Raw genomic sequence first — 22288 nt, forward strand, 5'->3', positions numbered from 1 at the left:
AATCAACGAAAACAAGCCGTTTGTTATCGAATTCTGCGCTTGCCCGAGAAATAATCATCATTCACTGTGGCTTGTATTCAAATGTAAACTTCACGGGAGTCGACATACCGTCCATTGAGAGATAGGCAACGTTGGTTCCTTTTAGAAAACCGGTAAGCTTGATCGTGAATTGGAAACTTCCTGTTACTGTACTTGTCGTCTGGCCTTCATACCGAACATTCCCTTTCGAATCGAGCACTTTCAAATTCACTTCGGACTGACTGCTTCCATCCATGACCAGACCATCAATCGTCAATTTTCCTGCGCCGACATCTGCTACAGCTCTTACGCCGTCGATCGGGGTTACCCCGTCGCCTCCCGCCAGGTTGTACACGCCAAACTCATAGAAGGAGTAACCATAATCCGTATTTCTTTCGAGGCCTTGAAATTTGACGTATCTGGCTTTGACCGGCTCAAAATGAACCGTTTCTTTTCCGTCACGTGCCGTAATCATTCCGTCATTGTCCTTGACCACGTTGGTCCAGTTCTGCTTATCGTCAGATACAAGAAGTTTGTAGGTTTTAGCACGCGCAAATTCCCAGCTGATTCGTACGGTATCAAATTCCTTGGTTTCGCCAAGATCGACCTGGTACCAGCTATTATTCGTGTAATCACTGGCCCATCTTGTCGCTGGGAATCCGTCTACTGCTTTTTCCGGTTGATAATTCGGGCTGCCGCCTTCTACCGAAGAAGCTTCCGCCTTTTTATTTTGCGCCAAGTTTCCAATGAGGTAATAAACGTCTTCCTTCAGCGCGTTGTACGCCGTTTCTTTTATAACGCCATCTTTCAACAAAATATCAAGTTCCGCGTTAAATCCTTTCAGATATTTGTCAAACTGTGTCGCATCCGTTCCTTCGTAGCGTTTCATTAGCTCTAGATAATTGTTCAAAGAACGAGGCGCTTCGGCATTCGTAAATTGATTTTGTTCTACAAATCGGTTCACCAATGTTTTCATGCTGTCCGCGTTTGCACTGGCATCGATGATATAAGACGTTTTCTGCGACTTGCCCGCCGTTACGGTAATAACCAATTCATGTTTTCCGGGTGCACCCGACAGATTTATGGTTGTTCCAGCCGTATAAGGCTTGCCGTCAAACTGAGCCGTCACTTTCGTCACGCCATCGTCATCCTTTAACTGCCACGTAAACTGGAACGGCTCTGTTTCATTTACCACGGCACCACTTTGAAGAGGTTGTCCATTTATTTGCACGGCTGCCTCTGGCGGAGCCGCATTATTTATTTGATATGTTCCATTCACATATTGATACAACCAGTCATACAAAATGCGATTGGAAGGATCTTGGTTGACCGCCGCATTGTAAACGGCATTATTCCCTTGATAATAAGCTCTGAATCCGTTTTGCATCAGGCCGGTTTCAACGCCGCTGTTCAAGTAGTCGATAAATCGCTCACGGAACACGCCGTCGGTCAACATCCGGTCATCAAACTCGACTTCATTGGTCATGCCGTATTGCTTCGCCAGGTTGGCGGCATCCTCCAGACGGTCGTAGCCCATGTCCTCGAAGAAATAGTTCGGCTGGAAGGCAGCGTTGTCAAAGCCAACGTCCTTCCACATAAACGCTTTGTATGCCAAAGAATGCGGAATCCAGAAAAATTTCAGGTCCATATCATGGACTTTTCCGCTTACTGCTTTAATCAAATCCGGGCCCGTATCACTTGTGCTGATTTGTTCTTCCAGCCAGTACATGCCGACAAGCTCCAGATTGGAATAGTTCGCATCCTGCCATCTTTGGCGGACCTGATCCAGCCACCACTGCATCACTTTTATCCGGTTTTCTTGCGCTTTCTCTTTGCCGACAACCGAGTCTCTGAAGCTTTCGGATACCCCGTCACCGTCAACGTCACCAAAGTCGTTTACGTATTCCCCCGGGTTCGGAATCATGAGCACAACCTTCATTTTATGATCAGGCTGATTCAGCTTGGATCCGACTTCCACTGTAGCCTCATTTAACTGCTGCATATCCCCTGCGGCTGCGAAGGTTTTGTCCAAATACCAATTCCAGTCCTCCAGGATCGTTTGCCCGACACCGAAGTCACGGCCGGCAGGCGAAGCCAGTCCGAGATATAATATCCCGTCAAAAAGCCAGTCGACAGGCTCGCCATCTTTATTTACATAACTGATATTAGGGATGATCCGTTCCTTGTTCCAATCACCCAGACCATTTGGATATTGTCCGTTATAAAGCAGTCCGAGATTGCGGATGCCTCCAGTGGCTTCTCCCGGGGCCATAAACTGCGGATGCTCGGCAGGGACCTTTACGGCCCCGTCAGCCTGTCCATCGGTACCCCGAATTTCAATCTCATCAATATATGACCATTGTGTTGGATGCATCGTAAAGGTGACTTTGACATAACGGGCATAAGCAAGCTTGCCGTTCGTATTCCCACCTTTGATTCCATCCCGGCTGCCGTCCCATTCAAAGGTCTCCTGTCTTGGCGGACCTTCCCCCCAGAGCAGCTGGGTGGCGTTATGGGACAACAGTCCCCAATTTTCTTTATCGTCGGAGACATACATGGATACCGTCAAAGGTACGAGGATCGAGTTGGTAGGATAATCTTGGAAAAAGTGTGCTGTAATCTTTCCGATTGATTTTTCCTCACCGAGATCAAAGACGACTTCCCGCGTTTTTCCACGCTGATGCCCTACCCATGCCGGGTCATTCATATCCAATGTGCCGTATTTTCCATCCGTAAGCTTGTACTCGCCGTCAGGACGCGACGCGTCTGGCTCCTCAGACCATTCATAAGGTAGGCCGCCCGCAAGATTGCGGAATTGCGTCTCCTCCACTGCTGAAGATGCTGCCACTTGGTTTGGACTCGGAGCTGATCCTGCCTGTTCCGCTGCTGGTTCCCCAGCATCCGTCGGTAGATCTGGTACGAACTGTGGATTTCTTTCCTCATTTCCTTCCGGCTGGCCTGCATCGCCTGCCTGTGCAATCATCACTTCCGGGACAGGCGTTTTCGCCTGGACCGCAGAAACCGGGGCCATCAGCAATACGGCTGCCATCAGGACGGTTCCCCATTTCTTATTCAAATTCATTTTGGTCAACTCCTTTTTTGTTCTCAACTGAAAGAAATGCCTGAAATCTTTACCGCATTGTGATGAATACCTGAATCGATCCCCCCTTTCAAGAAATCTGGCAAATGTCTTTGTTGGAATCGCTTTCAAAAATTAAAATTCATATTCCCCATTTCCTTCTTCTTTGCTCGCGAACTTGTACGGCGTCCGGGGTACGCACTTCCAAACCCCCGACGCCGCGGATGTCCGCCATGGTTACTGCACGGCAAGTAATTCTGTTCTATTTGCCTTTGCCGAATAGTTCCACAGGTTTCAACAATTAAACTCCCGCTTCTTCCTTCTCATACATCTCTGTCAGCTTTATGCTTCTGCCTTGCTCCAAGCGAGATCGTTCGGAAGCGAACGCTATCAAATGGCTTTGCAAGGAAGCTGTAGCCGATGTGAGGCCTTGAGACGGGTTGCGGTCGAACTTATGTACATTTTTGAGGAAGGAGCCCACCATGCGCTCATCGCCTCCGCCGTGGCCGTCTCCCTGCACACTGCATTTAATTTCAATCTCTTCGCCCGTCGCATAGCGGTACAGTATAAATGAGCCCTTATCCATGTCACCAATGATCTCTCCCTGTGTGCCCATAATCTGCACACGGCGGGTAGCGCTCTTGGTTAATCCCGACATAATAAAGTTAGCGTTGGCGCCGGTGGCAAATTCCATATTGACGACCTGATGGTCAACAACATTGTTATCGCAGCGATAGACACAGCGGCCGAACGGTCCTTCCTTAAGCGCCCGGATAATGCCTTCCTGTGATAAATCGTGCGTCATATAGCGCGCCCAATGATCGGCAGGTTGCTCCAAATACATTTTAATCGCCGAAAAGGCACATTCCCTCTCCGCTTCGCAACCATCGATGCAGCGGTCCGTTGCACCCTCGGGCGCGTTCTCGGCTTTAAAATGCAGCAATGAGCCAAAGGAGCTGACCGCTGTGCACGGCTCATCCATCAGCCAGGAGATGATGTCCAGGTCATGGCAGGACTTGGCCAAAATCATCGGGCTTGTTTCCTCGGAATTGCGCCAATTGCCGCGTACGTAGCTATGAACCATATGGTGATAGCCTACGTTTTCGGTCAGCTGAATGGTGCCGATTGCGCCCAGTTCCCCATCCTCGATGCATTTCTTGATGCCCGACCAGAACGGGGAATAGCGAAGCACATGCGTGACCACCAGCAAACGCTTATGCTTAAGTGAAGCTTGCTCCAGTTCTATACATTCCTGCACATTTGGTGACATCGGCTTCTCTAGCATGACATGGTAGCCAAGCTCCAGCGCTTTCATTGCTGGGATATAATGCATCCGATCAAGCGTGGAGATGATCATCACGTCGGCTATTTTCCCCTGCTCGAATGCTTTTTCCCACGAATTGTAAACGTGTTCTTCAGTGATTTGATGAATCTCTGCAAAACGTTGTCTGCGTTCATCATCCGGCTCGGCTACGGCAACAAACTTCAGCTCATTCGGAAATTTTTCCGCATACGGTCCATAGATGTATCTTCCTCTACTGCCTGCGCCTAATAGTACAGCTGTTAATGTCTTCAATGTTCTTCCCCCTTGCCTATACAATTGCATCATAATTTCATTGTAAGGGGTGATTCCGCGCATCAAAATAGATCATTGCTTACATTCCATATACATTTATTGACCTTGCTGCATCGTTTCGGTGCGGGCCGTCCGAAAATCCTGCGGTGTCATATCATTTTGCTTTTTAAAGAAGCGGATAAAGGCAAGCGCTGAATTGTAGCCGAGCTTGGCCGCAATTTCATTGACCTTCATGGATGTATTGAGCAGCATGTCCTTTGCAATGACATTGCGGTAATCATTTACGTATTTAGAGAGTCCAATTCCTGTTATCTGCTTGTAAAGCCTTGATAGATAGGATGGATTCAAGCTGACATAATCCCCAAGAGCGGTTAGGGAAATATCACCCGCAATATGCTCCTCTATATACCGATGCACCTTATTGACGACCTCCGCCGGCAGCTCTGTTCCCCTAATCGCATTCCATTCAAAAAAGCAGTCCGCAACTTGCCAATAGTATGGAATGAGCTCCGTCCATGAAGCGGTCTCCTCCTGGCGGAACAGCATATCCAAATTAATCTGGGTATTCATATAGTCTCGCATATCTTTATTTTTGTGCAAATGCGCCAGAAATACCGCAGATAGGAAATGGTACAACTCAATCTTGCGCTCATAAGGAGTATCCGGATCGTTCCAGATGTCTGTCAATTCAACAAATAGATGATTAAACTGCTCGCGGTGATTATTTTCAAGACAGCTCATCAGCAGCTGTACGCGAGCGTGTAAAAAGCTGTCATGATAGCTGTTCGCCTTCTCTTTTTCTTCGGACTTCTGAATATCTTTATCTGTCATGATGACCTCATGGAACAAGCCATGGCCTTGCATAAGACCGTATTTCATCGCATGAAAACGATCCGACAGCCGATTCCACGGGACAGCCTCGCTGCCAATAAGAAAAGATACGGAGAGGCTCAGCAACTTTTTGCTGGTAGCTTGTATCGTCTCCAAATTGCCGCTCACGTAGCGGTATGCCCTGGTCCATTCCATAGTACCGGTATCCGTCGTTAACTCCGGGCCGGCTTTAGGCTGAAAGATCCATGCCATTTTGTTCATATCAAATACGACGGAGAAGCAGCGCACATGGGCGGATAAATACTCATCGCCGATATTTTGAAGAGCGTAAGCGAGCAAAGCCTTGTCCGGCGCCGTGAACATTTCCTTCCAGGCATCGATCCGGCCAATCAGTAAATAGACAGGCAGCGATGCGTCAAGCGGAATGTCCATTTCCGCAAAAGCGTCCCGAAGCTGCTGCCCCGTCATCGTCTTGCCTTGAAATAAGCCCCAAATATATTCCTTCTGCAAGGAAGGCATCGCTATTCTCATTTTGGACTGGGCACGCAAGATCATTTGCGCCTGATCCTGTTCCTCTTCAATTTCCTCTATGGCCCGTTCAACGGTATAAATGATCTTCTCGTCGCTTTCCACTTTCAGCAAATAATCAAAAGCGCCAAACGTAAGGGCGTTCTTCGCATAGTGAAAATCATTGTACCCTGTCAATAAAATAACTTTGCACTTCGGCCACTGTGATTTGATTTCCTGCAGAAGCTCAATCCCCTCTATGCCGGACATCTTAATGTCCGAAATCACAATATCCATCCGGTGATGAGACAGCACCGCAAGCGCCTCTTCACCGGAATAGGCCTTCATGACTTCAAGGTCCAAATGCTCCGTCTTCTCGAACAACTCCAGAAGACCATCTACAATAATCGGCAGATCATCCACGATTAAAAGCCTGTACATGGCGATTCCTCCTTAGCTCATGCTCAGTTTAATAATAGCTTGAAGCCCGCCAAGCTCAGAGCGTGATACGGTAATCCCATACTCTTCTCCATAACGGAGCTGAATTCTGCGATGAACATTAAGCAGGCCGGTTGTCTCCTCAATCTGGTTGGTTGAATAACGCAGCCTCTTGTCAAGCGCTTCGATCTCCTCGTCTGTAATGAACTCGCCGTTATCTTCTACATAAATGTATAAAGCATCATTTCGCAGCTTGCTGTGCACCCATAGCTCGCCCATGCCACGCATATTGCCGAGGGCGTACTTGTAAGCATTTTCAATAATAGGCTGCAAAATCAAACGGGGGACTTCAATCGGCTGGGCTTCGACTTCAAACAGCACTTGGATTCGATCCCCGTAACAGATCGACTGCATCTCCACATAAGTGCGGGAATGCTCAAGCTCCATCTCCAGCGGGATGTCGTCATCATGTTGGCGAGTAATGAACTGAAAATATTGCCCGATGTATAAACAGAACTGGTAGGCTTTTTCCTTCTGGCTATCGGATTTAATCAAACGGCAAAGCACGAAAAAGCAATTATATAAAAAATGAGGATTAATTTGCGATTGCAATCTTTTTAGCTCCGAACGCTGATTGCGAATTTGCTGCTCATAATTTTCCTCAATCAGTGTTTTCAAAGATTTCACGGTATCGTTAAAAGCCTGGTATAAATAGCCGAACTCATCCTTCCTGCGGTCAATCAAGATCGGCTCCAGCTCGTTTTGCTGCATGCGGCGGAAAGAACGCACCAGTTTGATCAACGGACGGTATATTAACCGGATTAAAAAATAGGTAAAGAATAAAAAAATAAAAACAGCAAGCACGCAAGCCCACCAAAACAAAGCTTTATATACCTCGAGCGAACCGAGAATCATCTCTTCCGGTATGCTCGTTATCATGTATGAATTCCAGAGGCTGGAATACTTGAATACGGTTAGAAATCGCTTATTTTTATAATGGATCGTATCATAACCTTCATCCATTTTTGCTGCCTGCTTTTCAAAAGCCAGCTGCTTCATCAGATCATGCAATTCAAGGTCGGAGCCGCTATTGATTTCCCAGCCGCGCTCCAGATTAAACAATACGCTCTGGCCTCCCCTACTATTGCCGATTTGCGCTAATGTTTCTTTCATTTTGCCGGTTGAGAGCTCTACGCCTACCACATAGAGCGGGTCCTTTTTGCCTGCAGGGTATTGCATCGTAATAAACAGCCGATCCTGCCAATAAATAAAGGGCTCCGTATAGAGCTTCTTGTCTGGCTGCATCGCTTCATATTCTTCTGCATTCAGCTTGGTTTCAAAGCTGTTGCTCAGCACAGTACGCTCGATTTGAGGAATGTACGCCTTCGCCTCACGAATAAACGGACTGGAGTTTTTCATTAAATCCAAGCGGTGCTGAATATCCAATATTTTATACGACCGCTCATAGGAGTTCATCTGCTCGCCTGTCGCGGCCACTTCCATTAAATCCCTGTCCATGACGTAGTTAGGCAAATATCGGCTAATCCGGTCTGCTTCCTTATCAAGGGAGTCTATATAAAACCGCGTCGTATTCAATATCGAATCGGATATTTCACTCCGGATATGATTAGCCCCTTGCTCATTAATCAACCAGGTAACAGCCATAAGCGGAAGTAAGGCCGCCAAAAAGGCAGCCATTATTTTTTTGAATATAGAGGAATCCTGTAAAAAGAATATACTTTTCATCGTTTGTTCTCCTGTGCCCGAGATCTACGACCTTCCTGACTATTCTTTTACACTTCCCATTACAATGCCTTTGATGAAAAACCGCTGCAAGAATGGATAGACAATAAGAATCGGGAAAGCCGCAACAAAGATTTGTGCCGCCCTGCTTGTACGGTCAGACAGCTGGAGCATGAGTTCCACATTTTCTGATTTAAGAAATCGGAAATCCATCTTAATAATAACGGTTTGCAAGAAAGTTTGCAGCGGGTAATTTTCCGGATGATTCATATAAAGCATGCCATCAAACCAGCTATTCCAATGCCCTACCATCGTAAAAAGCCCCGTTGTCGCCAGTGCGGGCAACGATAGCGGAACATATATTTTCCAAAGTGTTGAAAAATGCCCGGCTCCGTCTATCCGTGAAGCATCCTCAAGCTCCCTGGGCAAATTGCGGTAAAAGTTCAAAAGCAGGATGACGTTGAACACGTTAATCGCCATAGGAAACACCAGCGCTCCGAGTGAATCAATAAGTCCCAGGCTTTTAATTGTCAAATAGGTAGGAATTAGCCCACCATTGAACAAAATAGTAAAAACGAAAATCCAGGCATAAACGGTTCTTAGACGAAACGAATGGCGGTCCTTGGATAAAGGATAAGCCGTAACAATCGTTAACAGCATGCTTAATGCCGTCCCTACAACAACCCGTTGAATAGAAATTCCAAAGGCTCTTACATATTCAGGCTTGCCGAACACATTATCATAAGCCGCCGTTGTAAACTCTACAGGCCACAGCGCAACCTTCCCGGCTGCCGCCGCCGAACCCGAGCTAAAGGATATCGCCAAAATATGAATAATCGGCATTAAGCATAAAAAAGATATAAACGCAAGAATGATTAGATTGCTAACTAGAAAAGCTCTTCTTCCGAATGACGGTTTAATGACCACGGTGTGTCTCCCTTCTGAATCACCGACTTTTCCGCTACTAGAAAATACGGTAATTCGCTAGTCGGTAGGCGAGTACGTAGGATACGGAAATGAAAATAAAGGATACAACGGATTTCAATAAGCCGACAGCTGTGGCAAATCCGAACTGGGCTTGCTGTATCCCCATGCGGTAGACGAAAGTATCGATGATATCGGCACTTTCATAAACCGGGGCGCTATACAGGTTAAATATTTGATCAAATCCGGCATTCAGCACATTGCCGATATTAAGCGTCAGCATAAGAACGATGATCGGCATCATGCCCGGCAGCGTCACGTGAAGCGTTTGTTTCCAGCGGCCCGCACCATCGATTTCAGCGGCTTCATAAAGCGTAGGATTAATTCCTGTCAGCGCCGCCAAATAAACAATGGTGCCAAATCCAAATTCCTTCCATACATCGGAGATGACCATAACATAAGGGAACCAGTTATTGTCGCCAAGAAAGAAAATCGGCTTAATACCGAACCATCCAAGCATCTGGTTCAATATGCCGGAAGAAGGAGACAAAATATCGACCAAAATACCGCTGAGCAGCACCCAGGATAAGAAATGGGGCAGATAGACCAGGGTTTGGAACGTTCTTTTCATCCATTCTCTGCGCAATTCATTAAGCAAAATAGCAATGGTGATCGGCACGAACAAACCGGCAACGATTTTCATTACAGCAATATATACCGTGTTAAAGAAGACACGGCCGATATCCGGATAATCCATTAACAGCTGGAAGTTCCTCCATCCGATAAACGGGGAGCCGAACAACCCTTTATTCGGCACATATTTTTGAAAAGCCATCATGATTCCTGACATCGGAATGTAACTAAAAATAATAATAAAAGCCAAACCCGGCAGCAGCATCAAATGAAGCGGCCATTCCTTCTTCCACACGCGCGTCAGACTCTTCATATCTTTCACCTCGCTGATTCACTTATCATGCTGTGCATTCCCTTGCTCAAGAACCTGATTGTTCTTGAAAAAAGGAGGGATTGCATCGATTCAATCCCTCCTTTGCGCTACAGATCCTATTGAAGCGATTTATACCACTCGTTAACTTCTTTCGTGATTTCGTCGCCGCCAAGCTTCTTCCACTCTTCAACGAATTTATCGAATTCGTCTACGGATACTTGGTTCATCATGATTTTGATGAATATTTCATCACGCTTCTTCGTTAAAATTTCTTGACGGTCTGCCATCGTCGGCGTAGGCGCGCCGTAGAATTTGTTTTGCAGGTACTGCTTGTTCTTTTGAATTTCTGGAATATGTGAGAAGGCACCATTCGGACCGGAGATTACATATTCCCACCACATGCTTGTATCGCCTTCAACGTATTGCATGGCGCGTGCATAACGCGTTTTTTGGTCTACTGTCTCAAGGATGCTTTCGTCCTTGTTTTCAATAGCTTTAGGCAAGATTTCGCCGTTATTGTCAAACTGTTTGCCTACACGAAGAGGGTTCAGGAGCCAGTAGTTGTTGCCTTTTTCCACAGGGTCTTTGCCATACGTATATACTTTCTGCTCTTCTGTCGGATGATTGTCAACAACGATCCATTGGTTTAATAAACCGATCACGCCTTCCGGATGCTTGGCTTTTTTAGAGATTACATAGTACTCGTCAACGCCAAGACCGATTTGATTTAATGTAGGCTTGTTATCGATAGAAGGGATTGGGAATACTCCCCATTCTTGGACAACCTTTGCGTCTTTCACAGCGCCCTGCACAAGCTGCGCAGGTGTCCAGGAAGCGCCAAATACCATGCCGATGCTGCCGTCGTAGATGAGCTCAGCAGCTTTTTCCGTATCTTTAACCGCAAACTCAGGATCGATCAACCCTTTTTTGAACATGTCTTGCAGTGCTGCAAGAGCCTGCTTCATCTCAGGCTGAATATCACTGTTCATCAAACCGCCGTTCCCGTCTTCAATCCAAATATTTTCATAAGCATGATAGCCGTTCAAGAACGCTCTCAGACCGGTAACACCTGTCTCTGTACTAAACGGGTTCTTGCTGACCGCAATACCGAAAGCTTCTTTTGTACCGCCAGGATTCTTAGCTTTGAACGCTTCGGCAATTTTAATGAAATCATCCATTGTTTTAGGTTCAGGCAAGCCAAGTTCTTTCAGCCAGTCGGTACGAACGAACAAGAATTGATAGTTGAACGGGTTGTATGAGCTTGGAATACCCATCATTTTCCCTTCGATCATCGCTGTTTTCATCTGCATGCCGCCGTCCATGGTCAGAAACTTTTTCGTCTCTTCCGTAGCATGCTGATCATAAATCTCTGTCAAATCCATAATCATATCCGCTTCAGTAAGCTCTTTAAGCTGTGCAGCGTTTACAAGCAAGAAATCCGGAAGATCGTTGGAAGCGATAGCAATTTTTACTCTCTCTTTAAATTGGCTTACATCTGCAATCCACTTGTTTGTAATTTTGACACCGATATCTTTTTCATAAGCGTCATAAACTGAGTTTTTGTCGAAGTCTTCACCTTCGTCAAATTTCAAGTAAGGATCGCTTGGCGAAACCGTTGAAACCTCAATAATATCATTGCCGTTTCCTGTGCTTGTTGTTTCGACCGGTTCCTTGGTATTTCCAGGTGGTGGCTCAGACGACGTTTTGAAACCGCAGCCTGTAATCGCCAATGCAAGCGTCAAGGAGATCATGACAAGTGCCTTTTTGCTCTTCAAATTTTACCCCTCCGGTACATTTCGTTATAGTTTTCGCTGCAAATTATGATGCAGTATTTCATATTTCAAGTATAAAAAGAAGCCCCCCGCTGTTCTATATACTAGTCTTTACTTTCGTATACACCTCTTGACACCAGACAAAAATAAATATTTACTGTGTTTGATGTATACAACGTCGGCGTATTCTTTTCATTTAGATACACCTCAAAATGTATGTATGAAAGTAAATAACAGTATCTGGTTAAAGGCATCTCTTGTCTATATACTTAGCATATAAATTCATTATTGTCTGGAGGCCATTGGATCATAATGAAACTTCATATTGCTTATGATCATCCCATTGCCATCAATGCTTTCGAATGGACTCCTGCTACTTATCAGCAGCCGCCCCATGTGCACGCGAGTCTGGAGATCGGCCTTTGTTTAACAGGCAAAGGCCGCTTTTTCTTCGGAAATAAACAATATACAGCTAATCCCGGCGACTTGTTTCTGGTCAATAACGAGGAACGGCATATTGCCCAATCCGATCCCGATGACCCGAGCCGCTATCTTTTTATTAACTTTGATCCCGCGCTGCTGCTAGCTGAGGAGCCTGGGCTGCTGCTGCCATTCTCCTATCGCTCCAATCATTTTTGCAATCATATCATTGGCGATTCCCCCCTCGCCAAACAGCTCACTCCTTGGGTACTGGCTATAGCGGAAGAACTGCGAGAGAAGTCCCCGGGGTATTTGGTCATGGCCAAAAGCGCGCTCATTCAGCTGTGCGGCCGTCTTCTTCGACATTACAACGGTTTGCTATCCGATGATGAGCGTCATCATATGGTACATTCCGTTCTCCAGGTGCAATCGCTTGCCGCTTTGGTCGAGCATCGTTACAATGAGCCGGTTAGCTTAGGGGAATTGGCTGATGAACTTGGTTTAAGCGTCTCGCGCGTGAGCCGAGCGTTTCTGGAAACGACGGGTTACCGTTTCTCGGAATATGTCTCCTTACTTCGTATCCAGGCTGCCAAGCGGGAATTGGCAGGAACGGACAAAGTTGTTGCTGATATTGCATTCGAATGCGGCTTTCAAAGCTTGCCGACCTTTTACCGCGTCTTTAAAGAGACTGTCGGCATGTCTCCGAACCGTTATCGGCAATCGATGGGAGTTATGGAATGAACAAAAAATGAGAATAACGCTTTCTTAATTTGAGAAGCCATTGCCGGCATGGCTGGTTATAATCAAGGCATACATTGATTTCACGTATTTCAGGAGGGCAACCGTTATGACGAAATGGATTGGACTGAGGGAATTAGTTCGGGAAGAAGTAAAACAGCGCGAAGAAGAAGGCTGTAATGTAGAAGGGATGTCCGAACGTTTGGAAGCCGCCGGCACAGACGAAGCAAAATTAATGGAAGTATACCAGGCTTTAATGGCACTTGATCCAACGGCGGATTTCAAGTATATCGAGCCGTCGGAATTGGAAGCCATTCGCGCCGAACGTCCGGATGGACCGAGAATCCTGTCCGGAAACTGGGATGAATTTAAATGGCAGGATAAATTTCATGGTGCTTGGCTCGGCCGTTCGGCTGGTTGTGCGCTCGGAAAACCTCTGGAGGCTCCTGCCTTCATGCAAGGCTCTGGCGGCAGACCCGGCTGGCACAATATAAAGTTGTGGTTCGAAGGCGCAGGTCAATGGCCGATTCGCCACTATACACCTGGCGAATCAACTGCGGAAGCCGAGCACGGTATCGAGATCGCAAGGTGGAGCAGCTTGGCGAGCTGCCGGGAGAATATTCGCTTTATGGAGACAGACGATGATATTCGTTATACCGTTCTTGGCCTGCTCATGCTTGAGGAGCGCGGGCTTGATTTCAACTCCTGGGATGTGGGCAAGCTGTGGCATCGTCATTTGTCATTCGGGCAGGTATTCACAGCTGAAGCGCAGTCCTATCTTAATTTCGCGCGTGTCACTTCACATATTAGCGGCGATCGGCCAGATGACTGGGAGAAACATATCCATTGGGGACGTTCTTATCTAAATCCCTATCGCGAATGGATCGGCGCCCAGATCCGTGTGGACGGCTATGCATACGGTGCTGCCGGTCAGCCCCAGCTTGCAGCTGAGCTTGCTTGGCGGGACGCTTCCTTCTCCCATGTGAAGAATGGTATTTACGGCGCCATGTTTTGCTCTGCTATGATTGCCGCCGCATTCGTTGAAAGTGATATGAAGCGAATTGTTGAGATCGGATTGAGTGAAATTCCGAAACGCAGCCGTCTTGCAGAAGATATCGCGTTAGCGGTCAACATTGCTCAGGAAACGGAAGATTCATTAGAATTGGTGAGTAAAATATGGGAAGCATTTAAGCACTATCACCCTGTTCATACCAATAATAATGCTGCATTATGCGCGGCTGCTCTCATTCATTCCGGAGGCGATTTTGAGAAAGGCATAACAACCGCCGTACTTGGTGGCTGGGACACCGATTGCAATGGCGCCACCGTCGGTTCCATTCTTGGCGCTTCACTTGGAGCAGCCGCGCTCCCTGAGAAATGGATCTCGCCGCTAAACGATACGTTGTATGCCGATGTCAGTGGCTTCCACCCCATTGCCATCTCCGAATGCGCACAAAGAAGCTATAGTGTCTTCCGAAAATTGCAGCATTAAAATCATGAACCTCTCGATTCATATGGCCTCTTATCATTCAGCCAATCACGGTATTATTCCGAAAGCCCCATGGGGTTGAAGTAGTTGAGCCATCCTTATAGACTTAAACCGACTGCAACAGATTGCAGTCGGTTTATCGATTACGTATCCAAATGTAATTTTTCGCAATAATATGCCTCAGCTATTTCCTTTTAAAAGATCCCAGCTTTGCAGCATGGATTCCGACAATGAGTAGCCATGCAATTTCGGCTGCAATTAAGAATCGTCCGAACAAACCTGCCAGAACATCGGGTCCAAACTGTCCATCTTGGGGAATTTGAAGTACAAATAGGAGCATAGCGACTATTGCAATAACAGAACTTAGAATGAGCAGACTCCTAATCGGTCTCCAAGTATCGACTCGAGTTAGCGAAAAACTAATCAAGACTGAGGCCAGTGGCGTATAGTCAAGCATCGCTCCAATCGAATGCATTCTGCCATTGAACGTTGCATCCTCTGGACTGATAGAAATTGGATCGGTGACGAAGATCCCCGCGATGATGACGCCAATTGCACTGATCCCTAGTATGACAAGTCCTATGTATCCTGTGATGTTACGAATTTGCGGGAAAATCGTAACCATGACACTGATTTGGGCAACCGCCAGCATTCCAAAAGACAATTGCATCATCCAACCAGAGGTGCCAAGCGCATACTCGCTGATAAAGCGCCATGTCGGATCAAATTTAGGCTCCAGAATATGAAGACTAGAAAGGATTAAAATGAACAACGTCCCAGCGAGGACCGATATAAGCGCAAATCTGGAAGCAGTCTTTGTTATAGGTTTTGCATGGACTAGCTGCTTAGCCAATTTCTATCCCTCCTGTTGTCCGTGACTCTCGTCATCGTCGACTCATATCCACCTCCACCGGGATAACTCCATGTACCTTCATTGGAGTTCCCATCAGAACTGAAAATTCCTTTGAAGTATGAAGTCGATCCCTTCTCACCTGCCCAAATGACAAGCGTGTCTCCTTCGATCTCATAAACATAGTCGAACGTGTTGCCTAGCGTATCATAATACCGGGATCGGATATCCGTGCTTGTTCTCTCACCGAACGGCTTCAAATGCCCAATAAACTCAATGCCTTTCACTTCTTGCCCATTTTGAGAAAGCTGGACGCGTTGGATCAAAAAATGTCCGCCTTCCATCCATTCATAGGTTACAGTTCCTTCGGCTCCGCCGCTGATATCCCAAGTGCCGACCAACCGATTCAGAGTTTGAAGATCAGTCATATTCACATTCTCCTTAAGCAAAATGTCTTACGATTCAAAATCAGCTTTTATCCTTGTTAGATAATTTTCAAGTGAATCTAGCCTTTTGTTCCAGACGTCCCGATAATTTAACATGTAACTCGTAATAAAACTATTGATACCTGTCATAGTTCCTCCTTTTTCTAGTAGTCCAGCTTTTACTCCTCAAAATGATTGAGACCTCTTCAAGGATAGATATATTCGCAGCTGCGCTTTGCTACGGGAGCGCACTATCCCTGCTTCGCTCAAAATGCGCAAATGACGGAATACGTGCGACTGGCTGATACTAAATGGCAATTTCTCTTACCGATTTCGGACCTTTTTTAAGTAGTTCAACAATGTTGGACCGATTGACATCGGCAAAAGTGAGTAACGTTATTTGGATGACTAATGTGTTCGTGCACATAATATACACTTTAGCGTATATACATGTCAATATATATTCTACGCCAACAGTAGTTCTTCCACATTGCGTTACCACTTCATGATCCATCAGGCTGTTGTTAAACAAAAAAGTCCGCGGAATCCGCGGACTTTAATACATGGTAGATTATTTATTGAAAGTAACTTTCTCTGAACCGCCCTCAAGAACGATCGACGTGTCCCGCGGCTTCGTTTCCGCGATTTTGCGGCCGCCTCTGAACGAATAAAGCACTGCCGCCTGTTTGCGAATAGCCTCATATTCGTTCTCCGCTTCAAGAACGATGAAGTTGGCAGGCTTGCCTTCTTCAATACCGTACACGTCCTCGATATGCAGCGTTCTCGCGCTGTTTTTCGTAATGAGATCGATTGAGTTCACGATTTGATCGTAACCGAGCAACTGCGATGCATGGATGCCCATGTGCAGCACCTGAAGCATGTTGCCCGTGCCTAGCGGATACCATGGATCAAAGATGTCATCGTGACCGAAGCACACATTGAGACCGGCTTCCTGCAGCTCTTTGACGCGAGTCAGCCCTCTTCTTTTCGGATACGTGTCGAAGCGTCCCTGCAGGTGGATGTTAACCAGAGGGTTGGAGACGAAATTCAGGTCAGCCATCTTCAGCAATCTAAATAATTTGTACGTATAGGCATCATTGTATGAGCCCATCGCCGTCGTGTGGCTTGCTGTCGTGCGGGAGCCCAGTCCGCGTTCGTAGGCTTCTTTGGCGACGACTTCCACGAAACGGGATTGCTCATCATCGATTTCGTCGCAATGGATGTCGATAAGACGGTCGTATTTTTCGGCGAGGTCAAACGCAACCTTCATCGAATCGACGCCATACTCCCTCGTGAATTCGAAGTGCGGAATGCCGCCGACCACGTCAACGCCCATTTTCAGCGACTCTTCCAGCAATTCCGCGCCGTTCGGGTAAGAGTGAATGCCTTCCTGCGGAAAAGCAACAAGCTGGATGTCGATGTACGGTGCCATTTCTTCTTTCACTTCCAGCATCGCTTTAACTGCGGTTAAGCTTGGATCGGTAACGTCCACATGCGTCCGTACATGCTGGATGCCCTGCGCCATCTGCCACTTGAGCGCCGTTTTGGAGCGCGTTTTGACATCTTCATGCGTCAGGAACGCCTTGCGTTCTGACCAACGCTGGATGCCTTCGAACAACGTTCCGCTCAAATTCCACTCCGGCTCGCCCGCCGTTAATGTTGTGTCCAGATGAATGTGAGGTTCAATGAACGGCGGCAGCACAAGCGAGCCGCCAACGTCAATGACTTCCTCATTCGCAGTTGTTTCCAATGACTGCGTGATTTGCTCAAACTTCCCGTCTTTCACGACGATATTCCATAAGCCTTCTTTACCCCGCAATTTTGCGTTCTGTATAATCATTTATTTTCCCCTTTTCTTTGGATTCTTTGGCAGGAACGATCAACATTAACACGATGTAGGCCACTGCCGTACCGATCAGTGCGTTCAATGGCGTGATTCCCGGAGCCAGCTGGGCGAAGGCAACGCCGATGGCCCAAGCTACCATCGCTATCCAGTTTACCTTCTTGAAAGTCATGTCGGCAAACGGTTTATAGTTTCTACGCTTCACGAAGAAGTAGTCCGCGATGATGATGGCCCCGATGGACGGGATCGCCGCGCCCAGCACATTCAGAAAACCGACGAAATTGTTGTACATCCACATGGCCAATATGGTACCTACGATGCCATTTACAATGACGAAGAACTTTTTCGGAATTTTCGTAATGTTGGCAAAGCCCAGCCCGGAAGCATAAAGAGCGTTATCGTTGGTCGTCCAAATATTCAGTCCCAGAACGATGATCGCCGGAATGATCAGCCCTTGCAGGAACATGACCTCCGAGATATCTGCCTGCTTATATGCCATTGCGCCGACTGCGCCGAACAGGAACATGAGTGAGTTCCCCAGGAAGAACGCAATGACCGTTGCAGTAACCGCCTGCCGGGACGTGCGAGAAAACCGGGCGAAATCGGGAGTCAGTGTTCCGCCGCTAATGAATGACCCGATACAAATGGTCAATGCCGCTGCCGCGGTGAGCGTCTGGGTCGGGGTGTAATCGAGCAATCCTTGCAGTCCGCCCAAGGAGCCTGTCCCTTCGAACATGGAGTAACCGCCAAGAATGGTAATAGCCGGCACCGCAATATAGCCCAGAATGACGAGCGATTTCATGCCGAAGATAGCTGATGCCGTCATGGCGAGACCAAATATGAAGATCAACAGGTACACATTCCAATCCATCGCTTTGGCAACCGGAATCGCGAACATGGCCACACCGACACCGAACCAACCGACCTGCGTAAAGCCGAGTAGGAATGAAGGCAGGTACGAGCCTTTCTCACCAAACGCATACTTTGCCAGCAAATGCGTGGAAAGGCCCGTTTTGGCAGCGATATGTGCCAGCGCTCCCGTATAGATGCCGAGTGCCAAATTACCTGCAAGCACGATTCCAATGAACTCCATGAACGTCAAGCCGACTCCGAGCGTCCCCCCTGCCAGCATGCTTGCCGAAAAGAAAGTGAATCCTAACATGACGGATAACGTCTTCCAAAAATGGTTTCTCTGCGTTTTCGGTACCGCTTGCCACGAAAACTCTTGATCTTGTTTGCTCATCAGAATACCTCCAGGTTAAAGTGTTCTGATACCAAAGAAGCAGAAAAAAGAGGCTACTCGTCAAGTCTTAACTGACAAGTAGCCTCTTTTTCACATCATAACCCGCGCGAAGACGCAGAGCATCCCCTGACGGAATATGCACTAATCCTCGCATGATTATAAAAATCCGCTGCCCTTGCCAGCCTCTCTGGACTGAATTAAAGGTACCAGTATTCAATTACATTCTATTATTTTGGAAAAACCTACGGTTGTCAATGTTATAATTATCCAATGGTTGAAATCCTCTTAAGTAAATGTTCTTTTTGCAGGTTGTTCAATCTTTGATGCGGAAGGAAATCGTAAAACTCAAGAGCACAAAGATAAATTGGAGAGACAAAGCCAATAATATCCCCGTCAATATACCCAAATCCAGCGACTGACTAATCGCAATGAGGGCCCCGCCGATTCCAATACTCAAGCCAGGACTAAATGCATCTGTAAACTGAAGACTGGCGGATATTTCTCCCTCTTCCCCTGCTTTCGCGTGCTGCAGCGCAATGGCTCCGGTGGTTGGATGTGCCAGACCGATGCCAAACCCAGTGAAGAGCTGCGAAAGAACTGCAAATCCAATTCCCCCTGCAGGTAGGCCAACAGCCAGCAGTACTGATAAAACTCCAATGATCATAAATCCAATACCGATTGTTACCCGTTTCTTTCGGCCCTTCCCGTGGTCTTTAATATCATACCTTGACTGCAGCCAAGCCGCCGTTGACCAGCTTAACGCACCCGCGGCCACAATCAGTCCCGCTAAATCTGCAGGAAGCTTCTTCACATCGGTCAAAGCCAAGACGGCATAGCTTTCAGTAGCATTATAGCAAGCAACGAAGAAACCTCTTGAAGCAATCGTAGCTGGCAGACCTGCTCTAGCTCTTAAGGTACCTTCTGGCAGCAATGTTCGCAAAGGCTTAATCAAGATCACCAATCCAGCTACCGAAAGCAATATACCATTCCAATTGGTTACCAGACTTAATCCCACCAGCAGCAAGCCCGTTCCAATCGTTAGCAGTAACGCATATCCTTCTTTTCGGCTGTTCTTTGGAGTGGAATCCCGTCTCACAGTAAATTTGCGAAAAGCGGGAAGCGTCAGCAGTACAGCCAAACCAATGAAAGGAAGCACCATCCAAAAAACAAATCTCCAGGACACATACTCCGCTATTAATCCGGCAATATAAGGGCCGATTAATGCAGGCAAAATATAAGCCCCAGAAAACAATGCAAGTATTTTCGATCTCAGCTTATCGGGATAACCCAAAGTAATGCTGTAATACACGCACGTAATAATAGCCCCTGCACCAAATCCCTGAAACACTCTCCCTGCGAGTAACATCATCATGTTCACGGAAGCAGCCGCAATCACGATGCCTGTCACAAAAATAAAAATCGATATGCCAAACGACGCAAAAACGCCCATTCGGTTGATCCGCTGACCGATAATCATCGTTCCAAGGATTTGTGCCAAAAGAAAAGCGCTGAATATCCAGCCGAACAAATGCAGCCCGTCTAATTGTTGAGCCAGGGTCGGAGCAATCGTCACAAGTGCCAGTCCTTCAAACGCAACGGTCGTTACCGCAAGAATGATCCCTATAGTTAGTGCTCTATACTTGGCGTCGAAAACCCCGGCATTTTCGGAGGTCGTTTCCATCCTTCAGTTCTCCTTATGTATAACTCCAAATTAGTCTTGAAAATAATGGATTGCCCCAGCATTCGTATCTCCAATACTCTGTTATAAGAATATTTTCAAAATGATCATCGTGCATCAGGTGAATTTAAATATAGATAAACTCTTTTCTCCTCGTTCACGTCAGCCTACAGAATCTGAGACACAACTCGGGGAATTCAATATGCTATTTTATCTAAAGTTATCCCTTCCTCGTCGCAACCGATTTGAAGAAGCTGCTTCTCCAAAATCCAGGCATCCGTATGTTCAATAAAGAAATGAATTCCCTCTATGGATTGAACCCATACGGGATTGATCGGTGTTGCATTGGCATTTAAACCCACTGTGAAAGCATCTGAACCTCCACCTGCGTATTTCGCATAAATTCTTACGTGTTGTCCCTCTTCCAAGCCCCAATCATGCTTAAAAGAATAGATTGCTTTTTCAGATACTACCAGTGACTTCATTCATATTTATCCTTCCTGCTTCTAATCGCATTTTTTAACTTCGCCACGATAATTCGCCATTCTGAAACTGGCTCCGCATCCACAAGAAGCTTTTGCATTGGGATTATTCATGGTGAAGCCGCCTAACATCCCGCTTTCTTCATAGTCAATGACAAGACCTTCAATGAACTCAACGCTATTAGCATGTACCAAGATGCGAAACACTCCTTGGTTCAGTATGATATCTCTATCTCCTTGCAATTCATCCACGGTAAGCGTGTAAGATAGTCCGCTGCAGCCCCCTTCTTCAATACCTACCCTGAGAAACGAGTTAGGAAGGTTTTCGTTTGCTATTATTTCGGCTACTTTTCTTGATGCTGTTTCAGTGATCTGAATCATTGCATATCCCTCCAAATGATGATGTATATATTGAATTCGAACACTTAGTAAACATTTCCCTTTACAAAGTATACCGTACATTTCGTTTTTGACTTTGTCAACATTTTTGTTTAAAATGTACTGGTTCGCGTAGATTGTATGGTTTAATTGGAGGTATGCAAATGAGTCGAATTCAAAGTAAAAAAGATGCCTCCACAAGGACACGGAGAGCAATCATCGATCAGCTAAAAGAGCATGGTAGAATGGACGTTTTGGCACTCTCCTCCCACTTTTCTCTTTCAGAATGGCGATTCGTCAACATTTGAGTGCGCTAATCGAAGAAGGATTGGTTACATACGAAGAAGAACCTCGCCCCATGGGCCGACCAACCAAACTATGGAGACTGACACCGGCAGCGGATCGTTTTTTTCCTAGCGGTTATTCGGAGTTATCACGTAGTCTAATCCATTCAATGAAAGAGGCATTCGGGAACGAAGGAATGGATAAACTGCTGGCTGTCCGAAATAAGAGCATGCAAGAACAATATATGAAGTACATTGGGGATACACCGGATGTAATGGAAAGGCTGGAAAAACTAGCGGAGATTCGAACAAGTGAGGGCTATATGGCTGAAATCAAAGAAGAAGATGATAAGAGTCTTTTGTTTATTGAGAAGCATTGTCCGATTTGTGAAGCGGCCGCTGCATGTACTGGTTTATGTAAGAACGAATTGCAATTATTTCAACATGTTCTTGGAAATGATGTTACTGTCGAACGGATCGAATACATCCTATCAGGTGGAAGAAGCTGCATTTACAGGGTTCATAAATGAAGAATCCCCTCCAAGTGAACTTAATGTGCTTTTACACACAGTCTCCTTAAAGGGGATCATATCCATTTAGCGATCGTTGTTCTGCGACTCTAAA

18 protein-coding genes are annotated in these 22288 nt (G+C 46.5%); 3 read left to right on the forward strand and 15 right to left on the reverse strand.

Features of this window, described 5'->3' with window-relative positions; all coding sequences use genetic code 11:
- Positions 1-61: 61 nt before the first annotated feature.
- The 7 genes from NYE54_RS18135 to NYE54_RS18165 all read right to left on the reverse strand — a co-directional run bounded on the left by NYE54_RS18135 (position 62) and on the right by NYE54_RS18165 (position 11837).
- Positions 62-3100 (reverse strand): DUF4855 domain-containing protein, encoded by a 3039-nt coding sequence (locus tag NYE54_RS18135; protein ID WP_339265086.1) that lies wholly within the window; start codon positions 3098-3100, stop codon positions 62-64.
- Positions 3101-3398: 298 nt separating this feature from the next.
- Complete coding sequence (locus tag NYE54_RS18140; RefSeq protein ID WP_339265087.1) at positions 3399-4673, reverse strand: Gfo/Idh/MocA family oxidoreductase; 1275 nt, start codon at positions 4671-4673, stop codon at positions 3399-3401.
- A 96-nt stretch (positions 4674-4769) separates the two neighbouring features.
- Positions 4770-6452, reverse strand: a complete 1683-nt coding sequence (locus NYE54_RS18145) for a response regulator (RefSeq protein WP_339265089.1) — start codon at positions 6450-6452, stop codon at positions 4770-4772.
- A 12-nt stretch (positions 6453-6464) separates the two neighbouring features.
- Positions 6465-8195 carry a histidine kinase gene (locus NYE54_RS18150; RefSeq protein WP_339265091.1) on the reverse strand — a complete coding sequence of 577 codons (1731 nt, stop codon included), beginning with the start codon at positions 8193-8195 and terminating at the stop codon, positions 6465-6467.
- Between the two features lie 39 nt (positions 8196-8234).
- Positions 8235-9119 (reverse strand): carbohydrate ABC transporter permease, encoded by an 885-nt coding sequence (locus NYE54_RS18155; RefSeq protein ID WP_339265093.1) that lies wholly within the window; start codon positions 9117-9119, stop codon positions 8235-8237.
- A 37-nt stretch (positions 9120-9156) separates the two neighbouring features.
- A complete protein-coding gene (locus NYE54_RS18160; protein WP_339265095.1) occupies positions 9157-10062 on the reverse strand; it encodes an ABC transporter permease subunit in 906 nt (301 codons plus the stop codon).
- 116 nt (positions 10063-10178) lie between these two features.
- Complete coding sequence (locus NYE54_RS18165; RefSeq protein WP_339265097.1) at positions 10179-11837, reverse strand: extracellular solute-binding protein; 1659 nt, start codon at positions 11835-11837, stop codon at positions 10179-10181.
- Positions 11838-12146: 309 nt separating this feature from the next.
- On the opposite strand from NYE54_RS18165, the gene NYE54_RS18170 reads away from it, so the two are divergent.
- A complete protein-coding gene (locus NYE54_RS18170) occupies positions 12147-12995 on the forward strand; it encodes an AraC family transcriptional regulator (RefSeq protein ID WP_339265099.1) in 849 nt (282 codons plus the stop codon).
- Between the two features lie 106 nt (positions 12996-13101).
- Entirely contained in the window at positions 13102-14484 is a 1383-nt protein-coding gene (locus tag NYE54_RS18175) for an ADP-ribosylglycohydrolase family protein (RefSeq protein WP_339265101.1), read from the forward strand.
- A gap of 181 nt (positions 14485-14665) precedes the next feature.
- Here NYE54_RS18175 and NYE54_RS18180 read toward each other — a convergent pair whose 3' ends face one another.
- From NYE54_RS18180 to NYE54_RS18215, 8 genes are all read right to left on the reverse strand, one after another.
- Positions 14666-15334, reverse strand: a complete 669-nt coding sequence (locus NYE54_RS18180) for a DUF998 domain-containing protein (RefSeq protein ID WP_339265103.1) — start codon at positions 15332-15334, stop codon at positions 14666-14668.
- A complete protein-coding gene (locus NYE54_RS18185; RefSeq protein WP_339265105.1) occupies positions 15319-15759 on the reverse strand; it encodes a hypothetical protein in 441 nt (146 codons plus the stop codon). Before NYE54_RS18185 ends, NYE54_RS18180 begins: the two co-directional genes overlap by 16 nt.
- Positions 15760-15942: 183 nt before the next feature.
- Positions 15943-16074, reverse strand: a complete 132-nt coding sequence (locus NYE54_RS18190; RefSeq protein WP_339265107.1) for an ArsR family transcriptional regulator — start codon at positions 16072-16074, stop codon at positions 15943-15945.
- A gap of 253 nt (positions 16075-16327) precedes the next feature.
- Positions 16328-17596 carry a cytosine deaminase gene (locus NYE54_RS18195; protein WP_215156943.1) on the reverse strand — a complete coding sequence of 423 codons (1269 nt, stop codon included), beginning with the start codon at positions 17594-17596 and terminating at the stop codon, positions 16328-16330.
- Positions 17565-18842 carry a cytosine permease gene (codB, locus tag NYE54_RS18200; protein ID WP_339265111.1) on the reverse strand — a complete coding sequence of 426 codons (1278 nt, stop codon included), beginning with the start codon at positions 18840-18842 and terminating at the stop codon, positions 17565-17567. Before codB ends, NYE54_RS18195 begins: the two co-directional genes overlap by 32 nt.
- Positions 18843-19155: 313 nt before the next feature.
- Positions 19156-20523, reverse strand: coding sequence for an MFS transporter (locus NYE54_RS18205; protein ID WP_339265113.1), 1368 nt, complete (start codon positions 20521-20523; stop codon positions 19156-19158).
- Between the two features lie 194 nt (positions 20524-20717).
- The gene (locus tag NYE54_RS18210; RefSeq protein ID WP_339265114.1) at positions 20718-21005 is read right to left on the reverse strand and encodes a hypothetical protein; all 288 of its coding nucleotides are present in this window, start codon (positions 21003-21005) and stop codon (positions 20718-20720) included.
- Positions 21006-21026: 21 nt separating this feature from the next.
- On the reverse strand, positions 21027-21383 hold the full coding sequence (locus NYE54_RS18215; RefSeq protein ID WP_339265116.1) for an iron-sulfur cluster assembly accessory protein: 357 nt from the start codon (positions 21381-21383) through the stop codon (positions 21027-21029).
- A gap of 301 nt (positions 21384-21684) precedes the next feature.
- Here NYE54_RS18215 and NYE54_RS18220 point away from each other — a divergent pair, with 301 nt between their 5' ends.
- A complete protein-coding gene (locus NYE54_RS18220; RefSeq protein ID WP_339265118.1) occupies positions 21685-22194 on the forward strand; it encodes a transcriptional regulator in 510 nt (169 codons plus the stop codon).
- Positions 22195-22288: the final 94 nt, after the last annotated feature.

This window comes from Paenibacillus sp. FSL K6-1330 (assembly GCF_037976825.1).
GTDB lineage: Bacteria > Bacillota > Bacilli > Paenibacillales > Paenibacillaceae > Paenibacillus_AQ.